This is a genomic window from Erysipelatoclostridium sp. MSK.23.31, from assembly GCF_019125875.1.
In the GTDB taxonomy this organism is placed as follows: Bacteria; Bacillota_I; Bacilli_A; order Erysipelotrichales; family Coprobacillaceae; genus Thomasclavelia; species Thomasclavelia ramosa.
On the sequence record NZ_JAHOCB010000011.1, the window covers coordinates 37,133 to 49,110 of the forward strand.

Consider the following 11,978-nt stretch of genomic DNA (forward strand, 5'->3'; position numbering starts at 1 on the left):
CAAAAGTCTCGCAAGTGTTTTTTAGATGGGCTATAATAAACATGTATGATAAATTGAGAAGGAAAAGGATGGTAATGACGATATGCTAAAAAACGAAGTAATGAGTAAAACAAAAATTGTATGTACGATAGGACCAGCATCAGATAACAAAGAGATGTTAACTAAATTAGTTAAAGCTGGAATGAATGTAATGAGACTTAATTTTTCTCATGGAACTCATCCTGAGCATCAGGCAAAAATTGATTTGATTACTGAAATCAATAAGGAGTTGGATACAAGCGTTGCTATTTTATTAGATACTAAAGGGCCGGAAATTAGAACAGGTGATTTTATCGATGGTTCAACTGAATTTAAAAAAGGTCAGGTTGTCACAATTTGTCAAGAAGATATTGTCGGAACAAGTGATCGTTTTACAATCACTTATAAAGAATTATATAAGGATGTAAAACCTGGTGGGTTTATTTTGGTAAATGACGGTCAAGTGGAATTGCTAGTTGATCATGTTGAAGGTACAGACATTGTATGTGTTTGTGCTAATAACGGAATTGTAAAAAATAAAAGGGGAATCAATGTACCGGGAATTAAATTAGGTTTCGATTATCTATCACCAAAAGATATTGATGATTTAACTTATGGATGTACACAACCATTCAATTATGTGGCTGCTTCTTTTGTAAGACGTGCACAAGATGTATTTGATGTAAAAAAACTTTTGGTTGAAAATGGTCGACCTGATATTCAAATCATTGCTAAGATTGAAAATAGCGAAGGTGTTGAAAACATAGATGAGATTCTAAAAATAGCTGATGGGATTATGGTTGCCCGTGGTGATTTAGGAGTTGAAGTACCTGCAGAGGATGTCCCATTGATTCAAAAGGAAGTCATTACGAAATGTAAGGATATGGGAAAATTAGTTATTACTGCTACTCAAATGCTTGAAAGTATGCAGCAAAATCCTCGCCCGACTCGTGCAGAAGTAAGTGATGTTGCCAATGCTATTTTTGATGGAACAGATGCAATCATGCTATCTGGGGAATCTGCATCAGGCCTATATCCACAAGAAGCAGTAATGACAATGAGTAAGATTGCTTTAAAAACAGAAAATAGCTTAGATTATGATGCATTACATCGTCAAGCTGTAAGAACTGCTCCACAAGATACATCTGAAGCTATTTGTATGTCAGTTGCAGAAATTGCCTCTAAATTCCAAGTTGCAGCGATTATTGCTTTTACTGAAAGTGGATTTACTGCTCGAAAAATGTCTCGTTATCGTCCTGAAGCTCGGATCATTGCTGCTACACCTGAAGTAGCAACTACTAGAGCCCTTGCAATTAACTGGGGAGTAAAACCAGTAAAATGCAAAACAATGAAAACACGTTCAAGTATGATGGATTATGCTGAAATCATTGCAAAAGAAAATGGTGTTGAATCGGGAGAACTTATTTTAGTTACTGGTGGTAAACCAGGACTTAAAGGGGATACTAGCTATTTAGAGTTAGTTCGTGTTAAATAATATTAAGGATATGACACCCAGCTTAGCTGGGTGTTTATCATAAGGAGGATATATGTTATTAAAAGATAAAATGAAGAACGGTCAATTATATCGGGAATTTGGCCATGAAAATATAGAAGATCAAGAGTATGAAAAAGAAATTGAACGTCAAAGATTAAATTGTAAAGCAAGAATGTTCGAGTATAATCATTGTCATCCTGATAATAAAAAAGAAAAACAGGATATTTTAAGAGGGTTACTAGGCCATGCTGGTGAAAATATATGGATTGAAGCTCCCGCTTATTTTGCCTACGGCTGTAATACCTATATTGGTGAAAATTTTTATGCTAATTTTAATTTGGTTGTTGTTGATGATATTGAAGTTCATATTGGTAACAATGTAATGGTTGCTCCAAATGTTACATTATCAGTAACTGGTCATCCTGTTGATCCGGAATATCGAAGAGGTGGAACGCAATTTTCATTGCCGATTGTAATTGGGGATGATGTTTGGATCGGTGCAAATAGTGTTATTTTACCGGGGGTTACGATTGGTGACAATAGTGTTATTGGAGCTGGTAGTGTTGTAACCCAAGATATTCCAGCAAATTCTGTTGCTTATGGGGTACCATGCCGAGTAATTCGCGAAATTAATGATTATGATAAAGAATATTATCGTAAAGGAAAAAAAGTTAATCTTGATTGGTAAAAGCCCATGCCTTCTTTAAAGGGATACATATTGTATAATAAAGTGAGGTGTTTAAATGGATCCGCTTCAAGATGAATATTACATGATTGATAATCAGTTAGATAGTCGGCAGCCAATTATTCCATTTTGGTTTTGGTGGTTATTTCCTCCACCATGGCAGCCAGGCCCACCGGGACCGGGACCACGCCCACCATGGCAGCCAGGCCCACCAGGACCGGGACCACGACCACCATGGCAGCCAGGTCCCCCAGGACCAGGGCCACGACCCCCAGGACCGCCACCACGTCCGCCACGATGGTGAAATAGTAAAAAATAGGTACACAAATGTGTATCTATTTTCGTGTTTTGATAATTTATTGAATCTTGTTGGAAATATCGTTATACTTAAAAGTAAGAGCGAAATATGAAAGGAGATAATATGAATTATTTAACATTAGATATTGGTGGTAGTTCAATCAAGTATGCTTTATTAAATGAAACGGGAGAGTTTATTGAAAAAGGAAGTACAATTGCACCTCATCAAAGTATTGAGCAGTTTGTTGAGGTAATTGGAGAACTGTATGATAAGTATGCTGAACAAATTGTTGGTATGGCAATTTCTATGCCGGGTGCAATAGATCCTCAAAAGGGCTTTGCTTATACTGGTGGTGCATATAAATATATAAAAGATATGGAAATTGTAAAAATTTTACAAGAACGTTGCCCGTTGCCTATTACGATTGGTAATGATGCTAAATGTGCGGCTAATGCGGAAGTAGGATTTGGATGTTTAAAAGATGTTGATGATGCTGCTGTAATAATTTTAGGAACTGGAATAGGCGGTTGTATTGTTCGTGATGGTAAAGTTCATATTGGTAAACATTTCTCTTCAGGAGAATTTTCATGGATGCGGACTAATGGGGAAGATGGCAATAACCCTGAATGTGTATGGGCAGCTACGAATGGAATTCCTGGCTTATTAAAGGCAGTTCAAGAGTCTGTTGGAACAAAAGAACAATATAATGGTAAAGAGATTTTTGAAATGGCAAATAGTGGAGATAAAAAGGTACTTGCTGGGCTTGATAAATTCTGTAATCGTTTAGCTGTTCAAATTTATAATTTACAAGCACTTTTCGACCCAGAAAAAATTGCGATTGGTGGTGGTATCTCAGCACAACCATTATTATTAGAATTAGTTGAGAAACATATAGAAGAAATGTATCAAACTGGATTAAAGGCTAATTCACCAATTGCACGCCCTGTAGTTGTTCCTTGTCAATATCGTAATGATGCTAATCTATTAGGCGCTTTTTATCAACATTTACATACATGTAAGAAAAATTAACATAATGAAGCAAGGCCCAAACGGGTTTGCTTTTCTATTATATCTATAAATAATGATAAAAGTAGTTTGAGCAATAAAACCTCTTTTTGATTCTAACCAAAAAGAGGTTTGCTAATTGATATTTAAAATTTAATTTTTGAAAATATTAGTTGCTTTCATTTTAATGAAAGCCTTTTTTATTATTTCTTCATCTTGAATTAAAGCAATTCTAATATATCCTTCTCCTTCGCTGCCGAAAGCACTACCAGGAATAAATAAAATACCGGTTTGCTCAAATAAATCATTAACAAAATCAATTGACTTTTGATATAAGCTAGGAATTTTTGCCCAAATAAACATAGTTCCTTTTGTCTCTTTAATATTCCAGCCAATTTCTTGAGCACATTTTAAAAAGATATCGCGACGCCGCTGATAAGCCTCTCTTGTTTTTATAACACAATTTTGTTCACCGGTAATGGCTTCGATTGCTGCTAATTGAATAGGGATAAACATGCCATAATCCATATTAGATTTTAATGTTTTAAGCTGTTCAATAATTGCTTTGTTGCCAACTGCAAATCCAATTCGAGCACCAGCAAGCCCATAAGTTTTTGATAAGGAATTAAATTCAATACCTACATCTTTAGCGCCAGGATATGATAAAAAGCTTCTACCTAAGCCTTCAAATAATAGTTCGCTATAAGCATTATCGTGTAATACAATAATTTGATACTTTTTAGCAAAGTCAATTAATCTTAAATAAAACTTATCATTTGCAATCGCACAGGTAGGGTTGTTAGGATATGAAACAATCATAAATTTTGCTTTTTTAGCAATGGTTGGATCAATTTTATCAAAGTCAATCAAATAATTATTTTCTTCTTTTAAAGGCATATCGACAATATTTGCATTAGCAAGCAACGGCCCGTCTTTAAAAATAGGATAGCTAGGATTAGGAACTAAGACAATGTCACTATCGTTGATCAATGTCATTGCTAGATGTGCTAAGCCTTCCTGAGAACCCAGTAATGAACAAATTTCATCATCTTCTAAAATGACCTCATAACGTTTTTTATACCAAGCGATTACAGCCTTGATTAATTCTGGTAAATCATTAATCGCATAAACATAGTTTTTAGGATCTAGGGCAGCATTAGCAAGCACTTCTCTTATTCTTTTGGTAGGGGGAATATTTGGCGTACCCGTACTAAAATCAATTACTTCTTTTCCATTTTCACGTCTTAATGCTGCCTTTTTTGCTAAAATTGTAAAAATACTTTCTTGAAAAAGTTCCATTCGTTTTGAAAATTCCATTTAATAATTCACCTCGTGGTTTATTCTAATACAATGAATCTTAAAGTTAAAGGTAAAAAAATAAAAAAGCTACTTTATAATTTTAGTTAAAATGTTATAAAAATATGTCTTAATGTTGTATTTTGAAAATATATAATATTAATAAATAAATTTATTTCAATTACTTTCCTTTTGTAATTAGGGAATATATAACAAATTGACATATTTAAAATACATCTAATACTATTATAAATATATCCAAATGTTATAATTGTCGATATAGAAGCGCTTACAGTAAACTGAGGAGGAAAGTGATGGGAGTATTTAAAAAGGAAATTCAAGTTAATTGTCCGATAGAAGGAAAAGTTTATCCTTTAGAGTATTGTCCTGATGAAGTTTTTTCAAAAGGAATGACTGGAGAAGGGGTTGTAATATTTCCAACTGGTAATAGAGTTGTCGCACCAATTGATGGTAAAATAAATTTTATTTTTTCTTCAAAGCATGCAATTGTTTTGAAAGGTCAAGGAATAGAGTTTCTAATTCATGTGGGTTTGGACACGAATCAACTAAACGGGGATGGCTTTAAAATATTTGTAGATCCTGATCAAGTTGTTAAACAGGGTGATATTTTGTTAACTTTTGATTCAGAAATATTAAAAAAACATCGTTGTATTGATGCAACACCGTTTGTTTTTACAAATTTAAATCGTAAAAATATAACTGTTAATAGATATGGTATGGTTAATTTAAATGAACCATTTATTATCGTTGAAAGGGGATAGAAAAATGAATAATGATAGATTATCATTTAAGGAAAAATATTCATATGGAGTAGGCGCAATTGGTAAGGATATGTGCTGTGGAATTATCTTTACTTATTGTATGTTGTATTTTACAGATGTTCTTAAATTATCAGCTTCATTTGTAGGAACATTGTTTTTCTTAGCAAAATTTTGGGATGCTGTTAATGATTTAGGTATGGGAATGATTGTTGATAACACCCATAGTAGATGGGGTAAATTTAGACCTTGGTTAGCAATTGGAACTATTGTTAATGCAATTATTTTAGTTGCTTTATTTACTGATTGGAGATTATCAGGAACTAGTTTGTATATATTTGCTGCTATTATGTATATCGTATGGGGAATGACATATACCGTCATGGATATCCCATATTGGTCAATGTTACCTAATTTAACATCAAATCCAGAAGAACGAGATCGTGTAGCTGTTATTCCAAGAATTTTTGCATCGATTGGGGGTTCTCTGTTAGTTGGTGGGTTTGGATTACAAATCATGGATTTCCTTGGAAATGGTGATGCTCAAGTGGGATATACAAATTTTGCTATTGTCATTGCCATTATTTTTATTGTAACTGTGGGAATTACTGTAGTTAATGTTAAATCAGCTGATCGAGTAGAAGCAAAGAAACCTGAAAAGACTTCGTTTAGAAAGATGTTCGAAATAATTCGTAAAAATGATCAGCTGTTAGTAGCAATAGCAACGATTTTAACATTTAATTTTGGAATGAATTGTATTGCTGGGGTTCAAACTTATTATTTTATTTATGTTGCAGGCAATAAGGGATTATTTTCTGTTTTTACAATGTTTGCAGGATTTGCAGAGATTTTTGGTTTGATCATCTTTCCAAAGTTATCTCAAAGATTAAGTAAACAACAGGTGTATGCTTTAGCTAGTGGAATACCAGTAGTTGGTCTAATCATTTTATTAGTAACAGGATTTATTGCTCCACAAAATTATATTTTAACAGCAGTAGCAGGGATTTGTGTCAAATTCGGTTCTGGATTACAATTAGGTACAGTGACAGTAGTATTAGCCGATGTTGTAGATTATGGAGAATATAAGCTAGGGACACGTAATGAGTCTGTAATTTTTTCAATTCAAACCTTATTAGTAAAATTTGCTTCAGCTATGGGTGCTTTATTTACAGGTTTTGCTTTAGATGCCACAGGATATGTTGCTGGAGCTTCTCAAACTATGGCAACTCAAAATGGAATGCGTATTATTATGGTTGCATTACCAATTATTTTAGTGCTAATAAGTTATATTATTTATAAAAAGTATTACAAATTAAACGGAGCGTACTATCAAAGAATTATGAATATAATCGCTTTAAGGAAAGAAGAAAATCAGATGATTCTTGATGATGTAACGGAAGATATAAAAAATTCAAATGAACCGATTATTGATTTAAAGGAGAAGAAATATGCCAATTAAATTTCATAAAACAACTAAGATATTTCATTTATATAATCAAGAGATAAGTTATATTTTTAAAATTTTAAAAAATAATCAATTAGGACAACTTTATTATGGTAAAGCAATCAAAGATCGTGAAAATTTTGATCATTTATTTGAAACTATGCAGCGACCAATGGCATCATGTGCTTTTGAAGGCGATTTAACATTTTCTTTAGAACATATTAAACAGGAATATCCTGCTTATGGCTCTGGTGATATGCGTCACCCTGCGATTGAAATCGCTCAAGCAAATGGTAGTCGAATCATTTCGTTTAACTATCAGGGGCATACTATTATAAGTGGTAAGCCTAAATTAGATAAATTACCCGCGACATATGTTGAATCACCAGATGAAGCAACAACTTTATTAATAACTTTATATGATAATATAATTGATTCAAAAATTATTTTAAGTTACACAATTTTTGAAAATATGCCGGTAATTACAAGAAATGCTTACATTGAAAATTGCGGTGAACAAAAAATAACTTTAGAGCAAGTGATGAGTATGTCACTTGATTTACCCGACAAAGAATATGAGATGATTGAATTAACAGGTGCTTGGGCTCGTGAAAGGAGCATTAAGGAGAGAAAGCTAGAGCATGGAATTCAATCTATATATTCTCTAAGAGGATGTTCAAGTAATAATTTTAATCCTTTCATCGCTTTAAAGCGTGAAAATTGTAATGAATATGCTGGTGAGGTTTTAGGATTTAGTTTTGTATATAGTGGGAATTTTTTAGCTCAGGTTGAAGTTGATACTTATGATGTTACAAGAGTGATGATGGGAATACATCCCCACTGTTTTAGCTGGAGTCTTGAAAAAGGAGAAAGTTTTCAAACTCCGGAAGTAGTCATGGTGTATTCAAATGATGGACTAAATAAAATGTCACAAACTTACCACAAACTTTATCAAAGACGATTGGCTCGTGGGAAATATCGTGATCAAGTACGACCTATTTTAGTTAATAATTGGGAGGCAACGTACTTTGATTTTGATGAAGAAAAAATTATGGATATTGCTGGAACTGCTCAAAAATTAGGAATCGAGTTATTTGTTCTTGATGATGGCTGGTTTGGTAAACGTAATAATGATGTTGCAGGGTTAGGTGACTGGTATCCGAATTTACAAAAATTACCAAGTGGAATTAGTGGTTTATCAAGAAAAATAAATAATCTGGGAATGAAGTTTGGTTTGTGGTTTGAACCAGAAATGGTCAATAAAAATTCTGATTTATATCGTAATCATCCACAGTGGATTTTAGAAACACCAAACCGTCCTAGTAGTCATGGACGTAATCAATTTGTATTAGATTTTTCAAATCCAGAAGTCGTTATTTATGTTTATAATATGATGACAGAAGTAATTGATAAAGCAAATATTTCTTATATTAAATGGGATATGAACCGCTGTATGACAGAAGTTTACTCTAGTTGTCACGATAGTGAGAGTCAGGGACGAGTTATGCATGAATATATTTTAGGAGTGTATCAGTTATATGAATTGTTAACAAATCGTTTTCCTGAAATTTTATTTGAATCTTGTGCTAGTGGTGGTGCTCGTTTTGATCCAGGAATGATGTATTATGCACCACAATGTTGGACCAGTGATGATACTGATGCGCTAGAACGTTTGAAAATCCAATATGGAACATCAATGGTATATCCTGTTTCGAGTCTTGGAGCTCATGTATCGGCAGCGCCAAATCATCAGTTGTTGAGAAATACACCGATTGAAACAAGGGCAAATGTTGCTTATTTTGGTACTTTTGGATACGAATTAGATCTTAATAAATTAAACATGGATGAACAGATAAAAGTTAAAGAACAAATCACCTTTATGAAGGACTATCGGGAGATTATTCAGTTTGGAACGTTTTACCGTTTAAAAAGTCCATTTGAAGGTAATGAGACTGTTTGGATGGTTGTATCACAGGATCAGAATACTGCTATTATTGGATATTATCGTACTTTGCAGGAAGTTAATGTTGGTTACCGTCGTGTAAAGCTGTTGGGATTAGATCCGGATAAAGAATATCATGTTAATCTTAATAATACAGTTCATTATGGTGATGAATTAATGAACTTGGGTTTAATTACAACTGATAGTTCTTGCGGTGAAAATAAAGAAAAATACGATGGGACTAATGGAGATTATTTATCTAGAATCTACGTATTAAAAGCAAAAATATAATAATCCTGAGTAAACCTCACCAGTTGGATAAGACAGGCTTAAGTGTAGAGCTATTCTACGGTAAACCGTTATTCTAGCTTGTGGGGTATTTATATATCAAAGAGAACTGTTTAGATGAGAAGTTTTTAATCAGATTTAAAATAGTTTATAGGTATGGATTTAGAATATTATAATCAAAAAGTCATAAATTAAAAGGATTGATTTCTTTATAAAGAAATCAATCCAAATATTTAATTATTATATTTAATTACATCTTTTTAAAATAGTTATATTAATTCTTATTAGTAATTTTCACACATTCTTTCAAAAAAGGCTTTAGGATATCCGCATGTAGGACAATGTTCAGGTGCTTCATCTCCTTCATAAATGAATCCGCATTGACGACATTTCCATCCTTTTGGGGCATCGCCTTTGAATGTTGTGCCGTTTTTATATGATTCTAATAATTTTAGATAACGTTTCTCATGGGATTTTTCAACGATAGCAACATTTTCAAATTTAATTGCTAATTCTTCAAAACCTTCTTCACGTGCTTCTTGGGCCATTCTTGCATACATTTCAGTCCACTCTTCATTTTCACCTGCAGCGGCTGCTTCTAGATTTTCATCAGTTGTTCCAATTCCATGAAATGCGGCAAACCACATTTTAGCATGTTGTTTTTCTTGATCAGCTGTTTCTTCAAAAATTGCAGCAATTTGCTCTAATCCTTCTTTACGAGCTGCTTCAGCAAAGAAAGTATATTTATTACGAGCCATTGATTCACCAGCAAAGGCTTCCATTAAATTCTTTTCAGTTTTTGTTCCCGCATATTTACTAGTACTAGTTTCTGCTACTGCTTCAAATTTTTCTTTTGGAGCTTTACAAACCGGACATACCCAATCAGTATCTAAATCATTCCACTTAGCATCTTGAGTAGCTTCATCATAAATAAATCCACAAATTTTACAAACGTATTTCATCTTCTTTTCCTCCAAATTTATTAAATAGTAATCATTACTATTTAATTATAACGCTTATTAAATTAAAAAGCAATTTATATTTTATTAATTTATGAATCTTTATTTGATATATGTTTAAATTAGCTTTTTTCATTACAAGGAATTTTTTAGTAGTTTATTAATTAAATCTTTCTCACGTCATTTTTAGCATTTTTCAATAACTTGTTTAAAAAGTTTCTAGTATATAAACTTTGAGGTAGCATAAATCTTGATTTACGAGCAATGTCTTCATTTATTAATCGGTTAGATTTGACTAGAGTGTTAGCTATTTGCTTAATAACAGGATTGCTTGTTTGTTTTGAAAGATTTTGAGCTATTACTTCTTGTTTTGCTTTACTTCAGGTTAAATAACCTAACTCATTAAGCATTTTAACTTCTTTATTTCGTGGTGGATAGTCATAAGGGACCATAGAAATGGCATTTAATCACAGGTGTGCGTTAATACATTTTGAAGCCTTAATTTGATCATCTTGTGTATCACTTGCTCTGGTAGGACAAACGTATAAATGAAGGTAATCTTTAGTGTATCGGTGAATATTTCCTTTTGCTCTCGTTTTCACATTATTGGCTTCTAACAATTTTAAACTTGTCATTTTGTAAATTGGACAAAATTCAGGTGGAAAGATCTAGTATAAACAAATTCGCAAATACTACTTAACTTTTCTAATTCTTTTAAATGGGTAATAGTAATCATTATTAATATATTATAATTGCAATTACTTACATGAATAAAAGCAATAATAATTAATAAAAAGAATAGATTGATCTAATAATCTATTCTTTGCGTTCATGAGGATCATTCATTCTTGAATTATCAACTAATTTAAATTGTTTACGATAATCACGTGGTGCCATTTGATGTGAATTACTAAATGCTTTTGAAAAAGATAATTGGTTAGAATATCCGCAAGAGAAGGCAATTTGATTAATTGTAAGATCAGTATTAGTAAGAAGATCTTCGGCGCGCATCATTCGATACTTTAATAAAAATTCTTGTGGTGATAAATGAAGATGCTTTTTAAATAATGTTGTTAGATAACTGCGGTTGAGAGAAAGGTAATCAGCAATCTCGTTGACTGTTACCATTTCCTGGTAATTATTTTGAATATATTCAATTGCTTTATCAACATATGGATTGTAGTTAGGGGCTACATTATCATTATAAGTAATATTAGCACTTTTGGCTAAAAAACTAAAAAAGGTATACAGTTGTCCTTGAATAAATAACTCGTTACTATAGCTTAGTTTATTGTGTGCAAGAATAGCAATCGTTGTTTCTCTCAATTCATTGATATAATCACAATGAACTACAAGATTATGTTCATCTAAATTACATCGTTTTAAATATTGACGAGTTTTAGAACCATCAAAGCTGATCCATAAATATGTCCAAGGTTCATGTTGGTCGGCTTGATAATAAGTGACAACGTTTGGCATTATTAAAAAAGCATCACCTGCTTTAATCTGATATACTTGGTTGTTAACGTGATATTCACCTTGACCGGAGAGACAGTAATGTAATAGATAATTTGGACGAACAGCTGGACCATATGAATAATTAGGTTTACATTCTTGCATCCCGCAAAATTTCAAGTAAAAATCTTCAAAAGATTTATTCTCTAATTCTAAATATGAGTACATGGAAATACCTCCTTTATCAATTATACCAAATTAATAATTAGATGTGTTCTAAATATAGGCATATTTCATATAAATAATACGAAGAG

The 11,978-nt window shown here is 32.4% G+C and carries 10 protein-coding genes; 7 read left to right on the plus strand and 3 right to left on the minus strand.

What is annotated here, in order from left to right; translation table 11 throughout:
• The first annotated feature begins 82 nt into the window (after window positions 1-82).
• From pyk to KSU54_RS06885, 4 genes are all read left to right on the plus strand, one after another.
• On the plus strand, window positions 83-1,513 hold the full coding sequence (gene pyk, locus KSU54_RS06870; protein WP_003534452.1) for a pyruvate kinase: 1,431 nt from the start codon (window positions 83-85) through the stop codon (window positions 1,511-1,513).
• Between the two features lie 52 nt (window positions 1,514-1,565).
• Window positions 1,566-2,201, plus strand: coding sequence for a sugar O-acetyltransferase (locus KSU54_RS06875; protein WP_008792751.1), 636 nt, complete (start codon window positions 1,566-1,568; stop codon window positions 2,199-2,201).
• Window positions 2,202-2,256: 55 nt separating this feature from the next.
• Window positions 2,257-2,502, plus strand: coding sequence for a hypothetical protein (locus tag KSU54_RS06880; RefSeq protein WP_167309567.1), 246 nt, complete (start codon window positions 2,257-2,259; stop codon window positions 2,500-2,502).
• A gap of 117 nt (window positions 2,503-2,619) precedes the next feature.
• On the plus strand, window positions 2,620-3,525 hold the full coding sequence (locus KSU54_RS06885) for an ROK family protein (RefSeq protein ID WP_008792750.1): 906 nt from the start codon (window positions 2,620-2,622) through the stop codon (window positions 3,523-3,525).
• A 129-nt stretch (window positions 3,526-3,654) separates the two neighbouring features.
• On the opposite strand, the gene KSU54_RS06890 is transcribed toward KSU54_RS06885, so the two are convergent.
• On the minus strand, window positions 3,655-4,818 hold the full coding sequence (locus tag KSU54_RS06890; protein WP_003534445.1) for an aminotransferase class I/II-fold pyridoxal phosphate-dependent enzyme: 1,164 nt from the start codon (window positions 4,816-4,818) through the stop codon (window positions 3,655-3,657).
• 293 nt (window positions 4,819-5,111) lie between these two features.
• Between KSU54_RS06890 and KSU54_RS06895 the strand changes: the two genes are divergently transcribed.
• Genes KSU54_RS06895 through KSU54_RS06905 form a run of 3 tightly spaced genes read left to right on the plus strand, consistent with a single transcriptional unit; the run spans window position 5,112 to window position 9,253 of the window.
• Window positions 5,112-5,579: a PTS sugar transporter subunit IIA gene (locus tag KSU54_RS06895; protein WP_003534443.1), complete on the plus strand. Its 468-nt coding sequence runs from the start codon at window positions 5,112-5,114 to the stop codon at window positions 5,577-5,579.
• A gap of 4 nt (window positions 5,580-5,583) precedes the next feature.
• Entirely contained in the window at window positions 5,584-7,035 is a 1,452-nt protein-coding gene (gene melB, locus KSU54_RS06900; protein ID WP_040434013.1) for a melibiose:sodium transporter MelB, read from the plus strand.
• The gene (locus tag KSU54_RS06905; RefSeq protein WP_003534439.1) at window positions 7,025-9,253 is read left to right on the plus strand and encodes an alpha-galactosidase; all 2,229 of its coding nucleotides are present in this window, start codon (window positions 7,025-7,027) and stop codon (window positions 9,251-9,253) included. Before melB ends, KSU54_RS06905 begins: the two co-directional genes overlap by 11 nt.
• 281 nt (window positions 9,254-9,534) lie before the next feature.
• Here the strand turns inward: KSU54_RS06905 and rbr are convergent, their stop codons facing one another.
• Both rbr and KSU54_RS06915 read right to left on the minus strand, forming a co-directional pair.
• Entirely contained in the window at window positions 9,535-10,212 is a 678-nt protein-coding gene (gene rbr, locus KSU54_RS06910) for a rubrerythrin (protein WP_003534437.1), read from the minus strand.
• A gap of 813 nt (window positions 10,213-11,025) precedes the next feature.
• Complete coding sequence (locus KSU54_RS06915; RefSeq protein WP_003534433.1) at window positions 11,026-11,892, minus strand: AraC family transcriptional regulator; 867 nt, start codon at window positions 11,890-11,892, stop codon at window positions 11,026-11,028.
• Window positions 11,893-11,978: the final 86 nt, after the last annotated feature.

What these genes read in the sequence shown, in the direction of transcription:
- pyk (WP_003534452.1), top strand. Translation starts at nt 83, where the DNA reads ATGCTAAAAAACGAAGTAATGAGTAAAACAAAAATTGTATGTACGATA.
- KSU54_RS06875 (WP_008792751.1), top strand. Translation starts at nt 1,566, where the DNA reads ATGTTATTAAAAGATAAAATGAAGAACGGTCAATTATATCGGGAATTT.
- KSU54_RS06880 (WP_167309567.1), top strand. Translation starts at nt 2,257, where the DNA reads ATGGATCCGCTTCAAGATGAATATTACATGATTGATAATCAGTTAGAT.
- KSU54_RS06885 (WP_008792750.1), top strand. Translation starts at nt 2,620, where the DNA reads ATGAATTATTTAACATTAGATATTGGTGGTAGTTCAATCAAGTATGCT.
- KSU54_RS06890 (WP_003534445.1), bottom strand. Translation starts at nt 4,818, where the DNA reads ATGGAATTTTCAAAACGAATGGAACTTTTTCAAGAAAGTATTTTTACA.
- KSU54_RS06895 (WP_003534443.1), top strand. Translation starts at nt 5,112, where the DNA reads ATGGGAGTATTTAAAAAGGAAATTCAAGTTAATTGTCCGATAGAAGGA.
- melB (WP_040434013.1), top strand. Translation starts at nt 5,584, where the DNA reads ATGAATAATGATAGATTATCATTTAAGGAAAAATATTCATATGGAGTA.
- KSU54_RS06905 (WP_003534439.1), top strand. Translation starts at nt 7,025, where the DNA reads ATGCCAATTAAATTTCATAAAACAACTAAGATATTTCATTTATATAAT.
- rbr (WP_003534437.1), bottom strand. Translation starts at nt 10,212, where the DNA reads ATGAAATACGTTTGTAAAATTTGTGGATTTATTTATGATGAAGCTACT.
- KSU54_RS06915 (WP_003534433.1), bottom strand. Translation starts at nt 11,892, where the DNA reads ATGTACTCATATTTAGAATTAGAGAATAAATCTTTTGAAGATTTTTAC.